This window comes from Pseudomonas sp. KnCO4 (assembly GCF_045344305.1).
Classification (GTDB): Bacteria; Pseudomonadota; Gammaproteobacteria; order Pseudomonadales; family Pseudomonadaceae; genus Aquipseudomonas; species Aquipseudomonas anuradhapurensis.
In genome coordinates this window covers 387,031-403,388 of sequence record NZ_CP174199.1, presented here as the reverse complement: position 1 = coordinate 403,388, position 16,358 = coordinate 387,031, and the positions used below count along the sequence as shown (strand labels likewise).

Sequence of the window (16,358 nt, the reverse complement as noted above, 5' to 3'; positions counted from 1 at the left end):
GGGACAGGAAAGCCCGCCAGCGCATCACGGATAGCTCGCATAGTCATGGAAGGCCTATGAACTGTCAACCGCAGTGGAAAACGCTGGTTTACAAGTGGTTAATTATTAGCCAAACGTGTTTATTGTGCGACGAACGTGCCGAGCAGGCCTACCCGTTGTGCGTCGCCTGCGAACAGGAGCTGCCCTGGCTGGTTGATCAATGCCTGCGTTGCGCCCTGCCCATGCCAATGGCTGGCCTGACTTGCGCGCAATGCAGCCGCCGTGCGCCGGCTTTCGAGCGGGTGGTTGCGCTGTGGCATTTCGGCTTTCCGGTGGACACGCTGGTCAGCCGCTTCAAGCACAAGCGCCAGTGGCCTCTGGGGCGGCTGATGGCGCAAATGCTCGGGCATGGCTTGCTGCATCGCTTCGCCGAAGGGCTGGCCCGGCCCGACCTGCTGTTGCCGGTGCCCCTGGCCAGGCGTCGACTGCGCGCGCGCGGCTTCAACCAGGCAGGCATGTTGGCGCACTGGTTGTCAGCACAACTCGGCATACGTTGCGACGAACGGTTGCTGGCACGCACCCGCGACACGCCTGCACAACAGCAACTGGATGCGTCGGCAAGGCGGCGCAATTTGCGCCAGGCGTTCGCCGTGGCAGGCGAGTTGACGGGCAGGCATGTCGCCATCGTCGATGACGTGCTGACCACCGGCGCCACCGCGCAGGCGGTTGCCGAAGTGCTACGCAAGGCCGGGGCGCGGCAGGTCGATGTGTATTGCCTGGCACGCACGCCCAAGCCGGGCCATGTGTGATCTCAGGGGCCCCATCGCTGGCAAGCCGGCCCCCACAGGGAGAGCGTTACCCTGGAGGTCAACGTTGCCCCTGCGGGAACTCGCTTGTCGGCGATTGGGCGCGAAACGGCCCCGGCTCACTTGACTGGCTCGAACAGGAGAGGCACCGTCCCTTCATCCGTTGACGACTTCATTACCTATGTCCCTGCCCGCCCTCCTCACCCAGCATATCGCCCGCCGCCCCCAGCGCATCGCCCTGCTGCATCACATTGCCGAGCAAGGCTCTATCACCCGCGCCGCCAAGGCAGCGGGGATCAGCTACAAGGCCGCCTGGGACGCCATCGACGAACTCAACAACCTGGCCAGCCAGCCGCTGGTCGAGCGCAGCACCGGCGGGCGTGGCGGCGGTGGTGCCCGCTTGTCGCTGGAAGGCGAGCGGGTACTGCGCCTGTATCAGCGCCTGCAGGCCCTGCAGGCGCAAATCCTCGAAGCGGCCGAACAATCCAGTGACCTCGACCTGCTTGGTCGCCTGATGCTGCGCACCAGCGCGCGCAACCAGTTGCAGGGGCAGGTCAGCGGCCTTCGCCGTGAGGGACGGCATGATCGCGTCAGCCTGGCCTTGGGCGGCGGGCTGGAGATCGAGGCGCTGATCACGCATGACAGCACTGCGCGGCTGGAGCTGACTCCGGGAACAATGGTGGTGGCGCTGCTCAAGGCCGGGTGGGTGCGGTTGCTGGCGCCAGTGGAAGAGGCCGAAACGGGTAGCAATTGCCTGAAGGCGACGGTGGAGCAAGTGCTGGCGGAGCCTGATGGGCCGAGCGAGGTGCGGCTGGCGCTGGGCAACGGGCAGACGCTGTGTGCGTTTGCCGAGGCGCACTGGCTGGCTGAGCACCGGGTGGCGGATGGCAGTACGGTACGGGCGCAGTTTCATCCTTCTTATGTGTTGATCGGGGTTCCCGCCTAGGCTGGTTGCGCGGTGCGCGGGTGTGCCCGTGAAGAGGCCGAGACAGGCAGAACGCGGTACCATGGCCCCCATGCCGCCCACCCCCGGAGCCCTCATGTCCCACCCCTTCGACACCCTCACCCCCGACCTGGTCCTGGACGCCGTGGAAAGCCTGGGCTTTCTCAGCGATGCCCGGGTGCTGGCGCTGAACAGCTACGAGAACCGCGTCTACCAGGTGGGTATCGAGGGCGCGCAGCCGCTGGTGGCCAAGTTCTACCGCCCAGGCCGCTGGAGCGATGCGGCCATCCTCGAAGAGCATAGCTTCACCGCCGAACTGGCCGACTGCGAAGTGCCGGTGGTTGCCCCCCTGCAGCACCATGGCCGCAGCTTGTTCGAACACCAGGGTTTCCGCTTCGCGCTGTTTCCCCGCCGTGGCGGCCACGCCCCGGAGCCGGGCAACCTCGACCAGCTCTACCGCCTTGGCCAGTTGCTTGGCCGCCTGCATGCCGTGGGCGCCAGCAAACCGTTCGAGCACCGCGAGGCGCTGGCTGTGGACAACTTCGGCCACGCCTCGCTGAACACCCTGCTGGAAGGTGGCTTTGTGCCCCCAGACCTGCTACCGGCCTTCGAGTCGGTGGCCCGAGACCTGCTCAAGCGTGTGGAAGCCATCTACGCCCGCACGCCGCACCGGCTCATCCGCCTGCACGGCGACCTGCACCCCGGCAACCTGATGCATCGCGACGAGGTCTATCACGTGGTCGACCTTGACGACTGTCGCATGGGCCCGGCCGTGCAAGACCTGTGGATGATGCTGGCTGGCAGCCGTGAGGAGCGCCTGGGGCAACTCGCCGAGCTGATCGATGGCTACAACGAGTTTCACGATTTCGACCCGCGCGAACTGGCTTTGATCGAACCGCTGCGCGCCCTGCGCCAATTGCACTACAGCGCCTGGCTGGCGCGGCGCTGGGACGACCCGGCCTTCCCGCCCAGCTTCCCCTGGTTCGGCCAGCCACGCTATTGGGGCGACCAGATCCTGGCATTACGCGAGCAGTTGGCGGCTCTGGATGAAGCACCATTGAAATTGTTCTAGAAGCGAGCCCGTCTCTGTCTACAATAGGCGTCGCGTTATTTAGCTACCTAAGCAAGGATTCTGCATGCACGCCGCAAACCCGCGTCGCGGGTACCTACTGGGCCTGAGCGCCTACATCATCTGGGGGCTGTTTCCCCTGTACTTCAAAGCGATCCAGAGCGTCCCGGCGGTAGAGATCATCGTCCACCGGGTGTTGTGGTCGGCACTCTTCGGCTCGCTGCTGCTGTTGGTGTGGAAACACCCCGGCTGGTGGCGTGAATTGCGTGACAACCCGCGCCGGCTGGGCATCCTGGCCCTGAGCGGGGCGCTGATCGCCGGCAACTGGCTGACCTACGTGTGGTCGGTGAACAACGGCCGCATGCTCGAGGCCAGCCTGGGCTACTACATCAACCCGCTGATCAATGTGCTGCTGGGGATGCTGATTCTTGGCGAGCGCCTGCGCCGCCTGCAATGGCTGGCAGTGGCCATGGCTGCCGTGGGCGTGGCCCAGCAGGTATGGCAGGTGGGTAGCCTGCCATGGGTATCGCTGGCGCTGGCACTGAGCTTCGGTTTTTACGGGTTGATCCGCAAACAGGCGCCGGTAGCGGCGCTGCCAGGCCTGGTGGTGGAAACCTGGATGCTGGTACCCCTGGCGCTTGGCTGGTTGCTGCTGCACCCGGCGGCAATGAGTGCCCAGGGCGCGTTCTACACCAGCAGCGAGGCGTTATGGCTGATGGCCGCAGGGCCGGTGACGCTGATACCTCTGGTGTGCTTCAACGCTGCCGCGCGGCACCTGCCATACACCACGTTGGGCTTCCTGCAGTACCTGGCGCCAACCTTGGTGCTGCTGCAGGCAGTGTTGCTGTTCGATGAGCATCTGTCGCCGAGCACGCTGGTGGCGTTCATGTTCATCTGGGCGGGGCTGGCGGTGTATAGCGTCGATGCGTGGTTGAGCTTGCGCAAGCGTAGCTGATCAAAAAACAACCATAATGCTGCAGGCCCCGCAGCTCGGGGCCTGCAGCGACATCTCCAAAGGTTATCCACACCCTCGTCCCCGCGCTTTGTGCACAAGCCGCTGATTTTTGGATGTTTTTTGAGCAAAGCTGTGCAGCGCGCGGATCTTGTGGGCTGGAGAGGTGCACCCCCAGGTTATCCACAGGGCCTTCCCCGTGATATCGGGATAACCGCAGGGGGCTGCCTTGCAGCCCTTCGCGACACGAGGCCGCTCCTACCTGGGCCCGCGAAAGCTGTGGGTAAACCGGTTTGCTGCAGGAGCGGCCTTGTGTCGCGAAAGGCCGCAAAGCGGCCCCGGCATCCTCTGGTCATTCCTGCGGCCGCAGTTTCAACTCCACCATCAAGTCATCCGCCAGGCTCTCCAGCTTCTGTTGCAACTCATCCAGCGACAACGTCAACGGCATGGCCAGCAAGGCATCGGCATGAAACAGCGGCTCGCTGCTCATCGGCGCCGGAGTCACTTCAGTGGTGAAGCGTTCGAGGTTCACGCCCAGGTCCGCCAGCAAGCGGGTAATGTCACGCACGATCCCTGGCCGGTCGTTACCCACCAGCTCCATGGCAATCGGTTTCCACGTGCATGACGGCTCGATGCCGCTCTCGGCGATCAACACGCGAATGTCATACCGCGCCAGCCCCTGTAACGACGCCACCAGTTCGGCGTAGTTTTCTGCCGGCACCGCCACCCGCAGGATCCCGGCAAACTGCCCGGCCATGCGCGACATGCGGCTTTCCAGCCAGTTGCCACTGTGGTCGGCAATGCACTGGGCGATGCGTTCGACCTGCCCGGCCTTGTCCGGGGCAATCACAGTCAGTACAAGATGATCCACAAGCCGTTCCTCGTGTCGGACCGCGCCGGGCGGCAGGAAATCAGGGGATCGACTCAGTATAGGCAAGGCGCGGCAACCTGCCGCAGGGCAATTTGCATAACGAATCGTGTACTGTTTCAAGATTTATCTGGAACAATCCACCTGTTTTTTGCGAACATACTCACTCCCAGCGTGACCATACGCGACCAACGGGTCGCATAACGGCGCTTTTAGTCTGATTTTGCCCCGCCTACTGCTTCATGTAGTATCCCGTGGCGCGGACTACAAAACGCTGTTTGGATGTCTGCCAAGGCGCCTGTGAAAATACGCACACTGTCTGCCAGCCAGTCTGGCAGGCCGCACCCAGCCGCGCTCGGGCTTTGCCCGGGTGCATGCACTGGTGCCGTGTTTAGAGAAGCGCTACAGGCTTAATACAGAAGAGCGAAATAGCTGAGCAGAGTGAGGCAAGCAATGACTGGATACGTTCAAGTCGGTGGCCTTCAGGTCGCCAAGGTCCTGTACGACTTCGTGAACAACGAAGCCATCCCCGGGACCGGCATCGTCGCCGAGCAGTTCTGGGCCGGTGCAGAGAAGATCATCAATGACCTCGCTCCAAAGAACAAAGCCCTGCTCGCCAAGCGCGACGAGCTGCAAGCCAAGATCGACGCCTGGCACCAGGCACGCAAAGGCCAGGCCCACGACGCCGCAGCCTACAAAGCATTCCTCCAGGAAATCGGCTACCTGCTGCCACAAGCTGACGATTTCCAGGCCACCACCCAGAACGTGGACGAAGAAATCGCCCACATGGCCGGCCCACAGCTGGTCGTACCGGTGATGAACGCCCGTTTCGCCCTGAACGCTGCCAACGCCCGCTGGGGCTCGCTGTATGACGCGCTGTACGGCACCGATGCCATCAGCGACGAAGGCGGCGCCGAAAAAGGCCAGGGCTACAACAAGGTGCGTGGCGACAAGGTGATTGCCTTCGCCCGCGCTTTCCTCGATGAAGCCGCGCCATTGGCGGCTGGCTCGCATGTCGATTCCACCGGCTACCGCATCGAAGGCGGCAAGCTGATCGTTGCCCTGAAGGGCGGCAGCAACAGCGGCCTGCGTGACGACGCCCAGCTGATCGGCTTCCACGGCGATGCCGGCGCACCGACTGCCGTGCTGCTCAAGCACAACGGCCTGCACTTCGAAATCCAGATCGATGCCAGCACCCCGGTCGGCAGCACCGACGCCGCCGGCGTGAAGGACATCCTGATGGAATCGGCGCTGACCACCATCATGGACTGCGAAGACTCGGTTGCCGCCGTCGACGCCGACGACAAGGTGGTCGTCTACCGCAATTGGCTGGGCCTGATGAAAGGCGACCTGGCCGAAAGCGTGACCAAGGGTGGCAAGACCTTCACCCGCACCATGAACCCGGACCGCGAGTACGCCGCACCCAACGGTGGCAGCGTGACCCTGCACGGTCGCTCGCTGTTGTTCGTGCGCAACGTTGGCCACCTGATGACCAACCCGGCGATCCTCGACGCCCAGGGCAACGAAATTCCCGAGGGCATCCAGGACGGCCTGTTCACCAACCTGATCGCGCTGCACAACCTCAACGGCAACACCAGCCGCAAGAACACCCGCAGCGGCAGCGTGTACATCGTCAAGCCGAAGATGCACGGGCCGGAAGAAGTCGCCTTCGCCGCCGAGATCTTCAGCCGCGTCGAAGACCTGCTCGGTATGAAACGCAACACCGTCAAGGTCGGCATCATGGACGAGGAACGCCGTACCACGGTCAACCTCAAGTCCTGTATCAAGGCGGCCGCCGAGCGCGTGGTGTTCATCAACACCGGTTTCCTCGACCGCACCGGCGACGAAATCCACACCTCGATGGAAGCCGGCGCCGTGGTGCGCAAGGGCGCCATGAAGAACGAGAAGTGGATCGGCGCCTACGAGAACAACAACGTCGACGTTGGCCTGGCCACCGGCCTGCAAGGCCGCGCCCAGATCGGCAAAGGCATGTGGGCCATGCCGGACCTGATGGCGGCCATGCTCGAACAGAAGATCGCCCACCCGTTGGCCGGGGCCAACACCGCCTGGGTGCCGTCACCGACCGCCGCCACCTTGCATGCCCTGCACTACCACAAGGTTGACGTGCAGGCGCGCCAGCGTGAGCTGGCCTCGCGCGCCCCGGCATCGGTGGACGACATCCTGACCATCCCGCTGGCGGCCGACACCAACTGGTCGGCCGAAGAGATCCGCAACGAGCTGGACAACAATGCCCAGGGCATCCTTGGCTACGTGGTGCGCTGGATCGACCAGGGCGTGGGTTGCTCGAAAGTGCCGGACATCAACAACGTCGGCCTGATGGAAGACCGCGCTACCCTGCGCATCTCGGCCCAGCTGCTGGCCAACTGGCTGCGCCACGGCGTGGTCAGCCAGGAGCAGGTGCTGGAAAGCCTCAAGCGCATGGCCGTGGTGGTCGATCAGCAGAACGCGGGCGACGCCCTGTACCGGCCGATGGCGCCGAACTTCGACGACAACATCGCATTCCAGGCAGCTGTGGAGCTGGTGCTGGAAGGTGGCAAGCAGCCGAACGGCTACACCGAGCCGGTACTGCACCGCCGTCGCCGTGAGTTCAAGGCGCGTAACGGGCTGTAAGTAGCATCCGCCAAAGGGGCTGCCTTGCGGCCCTGTCGCAGCTCAAGGCCGCTGCTACGGGAACAACGCACGCACCGAATGTGCGGCGTTCCCGAAGCAGCGGCCTTGTGTCGCGAGTGGGCTGCAAAGCAGCCCCTGACCTGCGTCACAAAATCTGCAACTCTTTCCTCACCAGCTGCAGCAGCCTGTGCAGGTCTACCGGCTTCAACAGGAAATCCACCACCCCCAGGTGCATCACGTCCACCGCCTCTTCGACATCGGTGTCACCCGACACGACGATGATCGACAACGCCGCCCGCTCCGATTCGCGAACCTGCCGGATCAGCGTCAGGCCGTCCTCGGGCTGCATTCGCAAATCGGTGATCATCAAGCCTATCCGCGGCTGGTAATGCAGGTACAGCCTGGCTTCCTCGGCGCCGTCCGCCCCTACGCAGTCGATGCCCCGGCTTTTCAGGTAGTAGATCAGTGCATAGCGGTTCGCCGCATTGTCATCCACCACCAGCACCAGTGGCTTGGCGGCCACCGGCGCATTGGTCAGGGCCAATGCCTCGCGCTCGGCGTCGCTCAGGATGTCGTGTGGCTCAACCATGGTCATCTCGTCAAAAAAAACTCCGCTTCAGCATTAGGACCACAGAACTTGCCTAACCCGGTTCGCCTTTCGTCGGGTCTTTGACGGGGCGGCTCATAGACTTACGTCCAATGGGCACCACCCCGCTGCAAGCCGACCATGGAGGCAGAGAACAACATGGCCGGCACCTATATATAGATATATATAGATCGGCATAGCGATACGGTCAGTTTCATGAGTAAAAAGGACGCCTACAGCCAGGCGGGCAGGACAGCGGTGCTGCAGAACATCCAGGGCACCCTGCAGTTCCTGCAGCGCTTTCCGCCGTTCAACCAGATGGAACACAGCCACCTGGCCTACCTGGTCGAACAGTGCCAGCTGCGCTTCTATGCCAGCGGCGAAAGCATCGTCAAACCGGCCGACGGGCCGGTGGAGCACTTCTACATCGTCAAGCAGGGCCGGGTGGTTGGCGAGCGCCAGCACCTGGTCAAGCCCGGCGTCGAGACCACATTCGAGATCACCAGCGGCGAGTGCTTCCCGCTGGCGGCATTGCTCGGCGAGCGGGCGACCCGCACGGAGCACCTGGCCGGTGAGGACACCTTCTGCCTGCAATTGAACAAGGCAGCGTTCATCCGCGTGTTCTCGATGTCGGAAGTGTTTCGCGATTTTGCCCTGCGCGGCGTCAGCAGCCTGCTCGACCAGGTCAACCAGCAGGTGCGCCAGCGTGCGGTGGAAACCCTCGGCACCCAGTACTCATTGAACACACCCTTGGGTGAACTGGCCATGCGCCACCCGGTGGTGTGCAGCGCCGACACCCCGCTGCGCGATGCCGTGCGGCTGATGCACGAGCAGCAGGTCGGCAGCATCGTGGTGGTCGATGCGCAGCGCTACCCGACCGGCATCTTCACCCTGCGCGACTTGCGCCAGGTGGTGGCCGCCGCCGATGCCGAGCTGGGCGCACCGATCGAACGACACATGACCGCCCAGCCGTTCTACCTCAGCCCCCAGGCCAGCGCCTTCGACGCGGCCATGGCAATGACCGAGCGGCATATTGCCCATGTGTGCCTGGTGGAAAACCGCCGCCTGTGCGGAGTGGTTTCGGAGCGCGACCTGTTTTCCCTGCAGCGGGTCGACCTGGTACACCTGGCGCGCACCATCCGCCATGCGCCACGGCTGGAGACCCTGGTCTCGCTGCGCGGCGAAATCAGCCAGCTGGTCGAACGCATGCTGGCGCATGGCGCGTCATCCACGCAGATAACCCAGATCATCACCCTGCTCAACGACCACACCGTGTGCCGGGTAATCGAGCTGGCGCTGGCCGAGCGCGGCGACCCCGGCGTGCCGTTCAGCTGGCTGTGCTTTGGCAGTGAAGGACGCCGCGAGCAAACCCTGCACACCGACCAGGACAACGGCATCCTCTTCGAGGCAGCCGACAGCGCCGAAGCCGACGCCATCCGCACCCGCCTGCTGCCGCTGGCGCAGTACATCAATCAGTGCCTGGCCCAATGCGGCTTCACCCTGTGCAAGGGCAATGTCATGGCCGGCAACCCCGAGCTCTGCCTGTCACGCAGCGAATGGGCACGGCGCTTCGCCGCTTTCGTCCGCGAAGCCAGCCCGGAAAACCTGCTGGGTTCGAGCATCTACTTCGACCTGCGGGTGGTGTGGGGCGACGAACAGGGTTGCGAGCAACTGCGCCAGGGCTTGCTCGAACAAGTGGCCGACAACCGCCTGTTCCAACGCATGATGGCTGACAACGCGCTGCGCCAGCGCCCGCCGGTTGGCCGCCTGCGCGAGTTCGTGCTGACCCGCCAGGGTAACGACAAGGCCGCCACCCTCGACCTCAAGGTGCAGGGCCTGACGCCCTTCGTCGATGGTGCCCGGCTACTGGCCCTGGCCAATGGCATTGCTGCCTGCAATACCCTGGAGCGCCTGCGCCAGCTGGTGGCCATGGGCATCATCGAGGCGCAGGACGGCGCCGCGTATGAGGAGGCCTACCACTTCATCCAGCAAACCCGCATGCAGCAGCACCAGCGCCAGACCCGCGATAACCTGCCCTACTCCAACCGGCTCGACCCGGACAGCCTCAACCACCTTGACCGGCGCATCCTGCGCGAATCCCTGCGCCAGGCCCAGCGCCTGCAGAGCAGCCTGGCGCTGCGGTACCAGTTATGAGCCTGTTCGCCTGGCTGCGCCCCAGCGCGCCCGAGCTGGATGCGGCCAGCCGCCAGCGCCTGGCCCGGCTGCCCAAACCCGCACCATTGGGGGTGTGTACCCTGCGTGAGCAGCGCTGGGTGGTGCTGGACCTGGAGACCAGCGGCCTCAACCTCAACCGTGATCAGGTGCTGTCGATCGGCGCCGTGGCGATCGAAGACGGCGCCATCGACTTTGCCCAGCAGTTCGAACGCACCCTGCACCGGCCAACGCAGAAGACCAACGCCAGCGTGCTGATCCACGGCCTGGGCCCAAGTGCCTTGGCTGCCGGTTGCGACCCGGCCGAAGCCTTGCTCGATCTGCTCGACTTCATCGGCAATAGCCCGGTGCTGGCATTCCACGCCCCCTTCGACCAGCGCATGCTGGCCCGCGCATTGAAGGACAGCCTGGGCTATCGCCTGCAGTCGCCGTTCCTCGACATCGCCGAACTGGCCCCCATGCTCAACCCCGACACGGTACTGCGCGAAGCCGGTCTCGATGACTGGGTAGCGCGCTTCGGCCTGCAGGTGGAAGAGCGCCATCATGCCAGTGCCGATGCGCTGGTGACCGCCGAACTGGCGCTGATCCTGTTCAGCCAGGCCCGGCGCCAGCAGCTGGATAGCCCGTTGCAGCTGGAACAGCGGCTGCGCGGATGGCGGCGGCGCAAGGTGCAGAGTCACGGCTTGTGAGGTTTGAGTAGTGCGGCGCCTGTGAGATCGCGCGCCGCCCGCGCGCGATCACACAGGCGCTGCACCACTCACGCCCAGCCCCTGCGAGCCCCAGCCATACTGGCCATCCGATAAGCGCCCATTGCACCCTCCCCTTGCCTCTGCAACAATCGCGAATAATTATCGTTAGTTAATGCATACGTTCCGGGGGGACGCTGCTTGTCTTCTGCACAGAGCCCACACGCCGATCTGGTCGGTGCACTGTACCGCGACCATCGCGGCTGGCTGCTCGCCTGGCTGCAGCGCAGCATGGCCTGCCGCCAGCGTGCCGAAGACCTGAGCCAGGACACCTTCGTGCGCCTGCTCGGCCGCGAGCGACTGGACACCCCACGTGAGCCACGCGCCTTCCTCGCCGCGGTGGCCAAGGGGCTGCTGTTCGATCACTTCCGCCGCGCCGCGCTGGAGCAGGCCTACCTGGCCGAGCTGGCCCTGATGCCGCAAGCCGAGCAACCTTCTGCGGAACTGCAACACCTGATCCTCGAAGACCTCAAGGCCATCGACCGCCTGCTGGGCAAGCTGTCGAGCAAGGCCCGCGCAGCCTTCCTGTACAACCGCCTGGATGGCATGGGCCATGCCGAAATTGCCGAGCGCCTGGGCGTTTCGGTGTCGCGCGTGCGCCAGTACATCGCCCAGGGCCTGCGCCAGTGCTACACAGCCCTGTATGGGGAGCCGACGTGAGCAGTGCCCCGGTTTCGTCCCGCGTGCTGGAAGCCGCGATTGCCTGGAAACTCAGCCTCGACAGTGGCAGCAGTACGGCCGATGAGCGCAGTGAATTCATGCGCTGGCATGCTGCCAGCGAAGAGCATGCCCGCGCCTGGCGCCAGCTGGGCGCGATGGACCAGCGTGTCGGCAGCGCCGTTGGCCCGGCACGCCAGGCCCTGCTGCAGTCGCGCGTCGGCCTGCGCCGACGGATCGGCAAGGTTGGCAGCGGGCTGGCTGGCATGTTCCTGCTCGGCGCGTTGCTGGCCTGGGTTGGCGCACCGTCGCTCGCGCCCAGCTACTGGCTGGCTGACCAACGCACCGCTACCGGCGAACTGCGTACCTTGCGCCTGGAAGACGGCACATTGCTGAGCCTGAACAGCCATACCGCCGTCGATATCGACTATGCGGGCGAACAACGGGTCATCGTGCTGCATCAAGGCGAAATCTCGGTACAGACCGGCCATCAGGACCCCCGCCCGCTGCTGATCAGCACCGCCGACGGGCGCCTGCGCCCATTGGGCACGCGCTTCCTGGTACGCCGTGAAGCCGACGGTACACGCCTGGAGGTGCTGCAGGCCGCGGTAGCCGCCCAGCCGTTGGCCAGCAGCGAGGAACAGGTGCTGCGCGAAGGCCAGCAAGTGCTGATGCACGCCAACGGCCTTGGCCAGGTCGGCGCGGTAGCCGCCGGTGCCGACGCCTGGACCCGCGGCATGCTGGTGGTGGACAACGTGCGCCTGGCTGACCTGCTGGCGGCGCTGGGCCAGTACCGCAGCGGTTACCTCGGGGTGGACGACAAGGTCGCCGACCTGCGGGTGACCGGCAGCTTCCCGCTGACCAACACCGACCTGGCCCTGGCGTCGTTGCTGCCGGTACTGCCGGTGCAGATCGAGCGGCATACCCAGTGGTGGGTGAACGTGGTACCCAAGTAAGCAAAGGCTAGCTCCCACGGTAGTCATGCAGGTTGTGAGCTTCGTGGAGTAACCGTGGGCATGGGTCCCCACGAAAAGGCCATGACAGCAACAGCCAATTTCAAATAATTCTCGATATTTTTCAGATTCGCCCTGTCACTTTTCCAATCTCGCTCGGCAAGGAAGCAGTAAGCACTTACCCGTCGAGGAGCCGCTGCATGTCCCGTGCTGTTGAACGTATCCTGCGCCCCAGCCTGGTGGCCCTGGCCATCGCGGTAGCCGCGCCATTGGCCAGCCCTGCCCTGTGCGCCGCCGAGCAATCCGCCCCACGCGGCTACGACCTGCCGAGCGCCCCGCTGGCCGCTACCCTCAACCAGATCGCCAGCCAGGCCGGCATCGCCCTGGCCATCGACCCGGCGTTGGTCAGCGGCCGCAGCTCGGCGCCGGTGCATGGGCAGTATGACGGCCTGGGCGCGCTGCAGGCGGCCTTGCGCGGCACGGGGTTACAACTGCAACAGAGCAATTCAGGCAGCTACAGCCTGGTGGCAGTCGCGGAAGGTGCCTTGGCGCTGCCGGCAACCACCGTGGAGGCGGCCAGCATCAGCGAAAGCGCGTGGGGCCCGGTCGAAGGCTACGTGGCCAAGCGCAGCGCCGCCGGCACCAAGACCGATACCGCACTGGTCGAGCTGCCGCGTTCGGTCTCCGTCGCCACCCGCGAACAGATGAAAGACCGTGGCGTGCATAGCCTCGACGATGCCGTGCGCTACATGCCGGGTATCGTGTCGGCCAGCTTCGGCAGCGACACGCGCTATGACTGGATGCGCGTGCGGGGCTTCGAGCCGACCCAGTTTCTCGATGGCCTGCCGTTGCCACGTGGCGTATACGCCAACCCTAAAGCCGAAACCTGGAACCTCGACCGCCTTGCCCTGCTGCGCGGGCCGGCTTCGTCGATCTATGGCCAGACCCCGCCCGGCGGCCTGCTGGACATGGTCAGCCGGCGCCCGCAGGCCGACAGCGCGCATGAGATCGAGCTGCAATATGGCAGCGACAACCATCGCCAGATCAACTTCGCCAGCACCGGCAGGATCGATGACCAAGGCCGCTTTCTGTATGGCGTCAGCGGGGTCATCCGCGACGGTGGCACGCAGATCGACCATATCGACGACAAGCGCTACAACATCGCCCCGAGCCTGACCTGGAACATCGACGAAGACACCTCGCTGACCTTGCTCACCCAGTTCACCCGCGACGATACCGGTGCCACCAGCCAGTTCCGGCCGATCCAGGGCACCAAGATCGACATGCCGTTCGGCAAGATCTCCCACCACAAGAACCTGGGCGACCCTGACTACGAGTTCTACGACCGTACCTACTACGCGCTGGGCTACGCCTTCGAGCACCGCATCAACGATGTGTGGCAGTTCCGTCAGAACCTGCGCTACACCAAGTCGGATCTGGCCTTCCAGACCATCACGCCCGGCAGCTACAACAAGGACAATCCGCCGGTGAAGGACGACGGCACGGTCAGCCGCATGTCCACCAACACCGACGAAGACATCAGCCAGTTCGCGGTGGACAACAACTTCCAGGCCGACTTTGCCACCGGTGATATCAGCCACACCTTGCTGCTCGGCCTGGACCACCAGCGCATCAACACCAACTACCTGTCGATATTCGGCTTCGTGCCGGACAGCAACGTCAACAACCCGGTCTACGGGCTGCCGATCACTCGTCCGGACCGCGCCACTGCGTTCTATGACTACAACCAGAAAACCCGCCAGACCGGCGTGTATGTTCAGGACCAGATGGCACTCGGCAACTGGCGCCTGACCCTGGGCGGGCGCGAAGACTGGGTGCATACCGGCACCAAGTTCTTCAACAAGGGCGATGCCACCAATACCCAGCGCGACCAGCAGTTCAGCGGCAACGCAGCCATCAGCTACGTGTTCGACTCGGGCTTCGTCCCCTACCTGTCGTATGCCGAGTCGTTCCAGCCATCCAGCAATGCCAGTGCCTCGGCAACCGACTCGTTCAAGCCCACCGAAGGCAAGCAGTGGGAACTGGGCGTGAAGTACCAGCCGCCGGGCTCCAGCACCCTGCTGTCGGCAGCCGTGTACGACCTGACCCAGAAAAACGTTGCGGTGACCGACAGCGTCGGTGGCGTGACCATCACCAGCCAGACCGGCGAAGTGAAGGTGCGTGGCCTGGAACTTGAAGCGGTTTCCGATGTGACCGAGAACCTCAAGGTGATTGCTGCCTACACCCTGGCCAAGTCGGAAGTGCAGGACGGCGATTTCAAAGGCAACCGCCTGCAACTGATGCCCAACCAGCAGGCGTCGGTGTGGGGCGACTACACCTGGCATGCAGGCGTACTCGATGGCTTCGGCATCGGCCTGGGTGCGCGCTATACCGGCAATACCTATGGCGACCAGGCCAATACCTACCTGGGCAAGGCCAACGCCTACACGGTATTCGATGCAGCGGTGCATTACGACCTGGGGCGCCTGGACAACAGCCTCAAGGGCGCGTCGGTGGCGATCAACGCAACCAACCTGCGGAACAAGGACTACCTGTCGACCTGTGATTCCTACTACTGCTACTACGGCGACGAACGTAGCGTCGTGGCCAGTGCCACCTACAAGTTCTGAGTGAGCCGGGGCTGCTGCGCAGCCCCATGCCCCATTCGGCAGATATCGGTACCGTGATGAAAAGCCCAACCATCCGCCGCTGGTCCACGATCCACACCTGGAGCAGCCTGGTCTGCACCCTGTTCCTGCTGTTGCTGGCGCTCACCGGCCTGCCGCTGATCTTTCACCACGAGCTCGAACAGCTGCTCGGCGACGCGCCGAAGCTGCGCGACATGCCGGCCGGTACCCCGCACCTCGACCTGCAACAGCTGGTGATCAAGGCCGAGCAGCACCGCCCCGGCGAGGTCGTGCAGTACTTCGGCTATGACGAAGACGAACCCAACGGCGTGGTCGCCATCACCGCGGCCACTGCCGGCACCGAACCCAACTCGTCGCACACCTTCATGCTCGATGCACGCACCGGCGAAGCAGTCGCCATGCCGGCGGCCAACGGCGGCTTCATGATGCTCATGCTGCGCCTGCATGTAGACATGTTCGCCGGGCTGCCGGGCAAACTGTTGCTGGCGTTGATGGGCTTGCTGTTCGTCGTCGCGATCGTTTCCGGCACCGTGCTGTATGCGCCGTTCATGCGCCGCCTGGCGTTCGCCACAGTCCGCCACGACAGGTCGCGGCGCCTGCGCTGGCTCGATCTGCACAACCTGATCGGCGTGGTCACCCTGACCTGGGCCTTGACGGTAGGGGTAACCGGAGTGATCAGCGCCCTGTCCGACCTGGTCATCGCCGCCTGGCGCAACGACAGCCTGGCCGCCATGGTCGCGCCGTACCGCGACGCACCAGCGCTCAGCGAGCGCGCCCCGGCCAGCCGCCTGCTGGAAATCGCCGCGCAGGCCGCGCCTGGCATGCGGCCGGATTTCATCGCGTTCCCTGGTACGCGCTTCTCCAGCGAACATCACTACGCCGTATTCATGAACGGCGCCACGCACCTGAGTTCGCACCTGTTCACACCAGTGCTGATCGACGCCCGCACCCTTGAGCTGACCGCAGTTGGCGAGCGCCCCTGGTACATGGACGCCATGGGCTTGTCGCAACCGCTGCATTTCGGTGATTACGGCGGCAGGCCGATGCAGATCCTCTGGGCGGTGCTCGATGTACTGACCATTGTGGTGCTGTGCAGCGGGCTGTACCTGTGGTGGGGTAAACAACGCAAAGCCAGGGAGGCACGCGCATGAGCCATAAATCTCAATCCACCGCGCGCATCTTCGCCTGGCCTGCGCTGGTCGCCGCGCTGGCCGCACTGGGGCTGTTCGCCGCCTTGCTCGGTGACGGTTGGTGGGACAGGCTTTCCTGGCTAGGCCTGGGCCTGCCCGCGTGGTTCTCGCTGCGGGGGCTGTGGCGCTGCTGAGGTAACCGGCTAACACAGCAGCCC

14 protein-coding genes are annotated in these 16,358 nt (G+C 64.5%); 12 read left to right on the top strand and 2 right to left on the bottom strand.

Going from position 1 to position 16,358, the window contains the following annotated elements:
- The first annotated feature begins 56 nt into the window (after positions 1-56).
- From ACJA3S_RS01780 to rarD, 4 genes are all read left to right on the top strand, one after another.
- Positions 57-788, top strand: a complete 732-nt coding sequence (locus ACJA3S_RS01780; protein ID WP_406820672.1) for a phosphoribosyltransferase family protein — start codon at positions 57-59, stop codon at positions 786-788.
- Between the two features lie 178 nt (positions 789-966).
- A complete protein-coding gene (locus ACJA3S_RS01775) occupies positions 967-1,731 on the top strand; it encodes a TOBE domain-containing protein (RefSeq protein WP_406820671.1) in 765 nt (254 codons plus the stop codon).
- A gap of 94 nt (positions 1,732-1,825) precedes the next feature.
- On the top strand, positions 1,826-2,800 hold the full coding sequence (locus ACJA3S_RS01770) for a serine/threonine protein kinase (RefSeq protein WP_406820670.1): 975 nt from the start codon (positions 1,826-1,828) through the stop codon (positions 2,798-2,800).
- Positions 2,801-2,864: 64 nt separating this feature from the next.
- Positions 2,865-3,752, top strand: a complete 888-nt coding sequence (gene rarD, locus ACJA3S_RS01765) for an EamA family transporter RarD (protein WP_170027911.1) — start codon at positions 2,865-2,867, stop codon at positions 3,750-3,752.
- Positions 3,753-4,101: 349 nt separating this feature from the next.
- Here rarD and ACJA3S_RS01760 read toward each other — a convergent pair whose 3' ends face one another.
- Positions 4,102-4,620, bottom strand: coding sequence for a glycine cleavage system protein R (locus tag ACJA3S_RS01760; protein ID WP_406820669.1), 519 nt, complete (start codon positions 4,618-4,620; stop codon positions 4,102-4,104).
- A 450-nt stretch (positions 4,621-5,070) separates the two neighbouring features.
- Here ACJA3S_RS01760 and ACJA3S_RS01755 point away from each other — a divergent pair, with 450 nt between their 5' ends.
- Positions 5,071-7,248 carry a malate synthase G gene (locus ACJA3S_RS01755; protein ID WP_406820668.1) on the top strand — a complete coding sequence of 726 codons (2,178 nt, stop codon included), beginning with the start codon at positions 5,071-5,073 and terminating at the stop codon, positions 7,246-7,248.
- A 145-nt stretch (positions 7,249-7,393) separates the two neighbouring features.
- On the opposite strand, the gene ACJA3S_RS01750 is transcribed toward ACJA3S_RS01755, so the two are convergent.
- Positions 7,394-7,837, bottom strand: coding sequence for a response regulator (locus ACJA3S_RS01750; RefSeq protein ID WP_406820667.1), 444 nt, complete (start codon positions 7,835-7,837; stop codon positions 7,394-7,396).
- A 213-nt stretch (positions 7,838-8,050) separates the two neighbouring features.
- Between ACJA3S_RS01750 and ACJA3S_RS01745 the strand changes: the two genes are divergently transcribed.
- The 7 genes from ACJA3S_RS01745 to ACJA3S_RS01715 all read left to right on the top strand — a co-directional run bounded on the left by ACJA3S_RS01745 (position 8,051) and on the right by ACJA3S_RS01715 (position 16,334).
- Positions 8,051-9,988: a DUF294 nucleotidyltransferase-like domain-containing protein gene (locus tag ACJA3S_RS01745; RefSeq protein WP_406820666.1), complete on the top strand. Its 1,938-nt coding sequence runs from the start codon at positions 8,051-8,053 to the stop codon at positions 9,986-9,988.
- Positions 9,985-10,695: a PolC-type DNA polymerase III gene (locus ACJA3S_RS01740; protein WP_406820665.1), complete on the top strand. Its 711-nt coding sequence runs from the start codon at positions 9,985-9,987 to the stop codon at positions 10,693-10,695. Before ACJA3S_RS01745 ends, ACJA3S_RS01740 begins: the two co-directional genes overlap by 4 nt.
- Before the next feature lie 198 nt (positions 10,696-10,893).
- On the top strand, positions 10,894-11,412 hold the full coding sequence (locus ACJA3S_RS01735; RefSeq protein ID WP_170027905.1) for an RNA polymerase sigma factor: 519 nt from the start codon (positions 10,894-10,896) through the stop codon (positions 11,410-11,412).
- Complete coding sequence (locus ACJA3S_RS01730; RefSeq protein ID WP_406820664.1) at positions 11,409-12,365, top strand: FecR domain-containing protein; 957 nt, start codon at positions 11,409-11,411, stop codon at positions 12,363-12,365. Before ACJA3S_RS01735 ends, ACJA3S_RS01730 begins: the two co-directional genes overlap by 4 nt.
- A 197-nt stretch (positions 12,366-12,562) precedes the next feature.
- Positions 12,563-14,992, top strand: a complete 2,430-nt coding sequence (locus ACJA3S_RS01725) for a TonB-dependent siderophore receptor (RefSeq protein ID WP_406820663.1) — start codon at positions 12,563-12,565, stop codon at positions 14,990-14,992.
- A gap of 56 nt (positions 14,993-15,048) precedes the next feature.
- Positions 15,049-16,161 (top strand): PepSY-associated TM helix domain-containing protein, encoded by a 1,113-nt coding sequence (locus ACJA3S_RS01720; protein ID WP_406820662.1) that lies wholly within the window; start codon positions 15,049-15,051, stop codon positions 16,159-16,161.
- Entirely contained in the window at positions 16,158-16,334 is a 177-nt protein-coding gene (locus ACJA3S_RS01715) for a hypothetical protein (protein ID WP_406820661.1), read from the top strand. Before ACJA3S_RS01720 ends, ACJA3S_RS01715 begins: the two co-directional genes overlap by 4 nt.
- The last annotated feature ends 24 nt before the right edge of the window (positions 16,335-16,358 follow it).

Bases quoted from the DNA above. Each gene is read 5' to 3' on its own strand.
- ACJA3S_RS01725 (WP_406820663.1), top strand. From the start codon at position 12,563: ATGTCCCGTGCTGTTGAACGTATCCTGCGCCCCAGCCTGGTGGCCCTG.
- ACJA3S_RS01755 (WP_406820668.1), top strand. From the start codon at position 5,071: ATGACTGGATACGTTCAAGTCGGTGGCCTTCAGGTCGCCAAGGTCCTG.
- ACJA3S_RS01770 (WP_406820670.1), top strand. From the start codon at position 1,826: ATGTCCCACCCCTTCGACACCCTCACCCCCGACCTGGTCCTGGACGCC.
- ACJA3S_RS01720 (WP_406820662.1), top strand. From the start codon at position 15,049: ATGAAAAGCCCAACCATCCGCCGCTGGTCCACGATCCACACCTGGAGC.
- rarD (WP_170027911.1), top strand. From the start codon at position 2,865: ATGCACGCCGCAAACCCGCGTCGCGGGTACCTACTGGGCCTGAGCGCC.
- ACJA3S_RS01750 (WP_406820667.1), bottom strand. From the start codon at position 7,837: ATGGTTGAGCCACACGACATCCTGAGCGACGCCGAGCGCGAGGCATTG.
- ACJA3S_RS01715 (WP_406820661.1), top strand. From the start codon at position 16,158: ATGAGCCATAAATCTCAATCCACCGCGCGCATCTTCGCCTGGCCTGCG.
- ACJA3S_RS01780 (WP_406820672.1), top strand. From the start codon at position 57: ATGAACTGTCAACCGCAGTGGAAAACGCTGGTTTACAAGTGGTTAATT.
- ACJA3S_RS01775 (WP_406820671.1), top strand. From the start codon at position 967: ATGTCCCTGCCCGCCCTCCTCACCCAGCATATCGCCCGCCGCCCCCAG.
- ACJA3S_RS01740 (WP_406820665.1), top strand. From the start codon at position 9,985: ATGAGCCTGTTCGCCTGGCTGCGCCCCAGCGCGCCCGAGCTGGATGCG.
- ACJA3S_RS01745 (WP_406820666.1), top strand. From the start codon at position 8,051: ATGAGTAAAAAGGACGCCTACAGCCAGGCGGGCAGGACAGCGGTGCTG.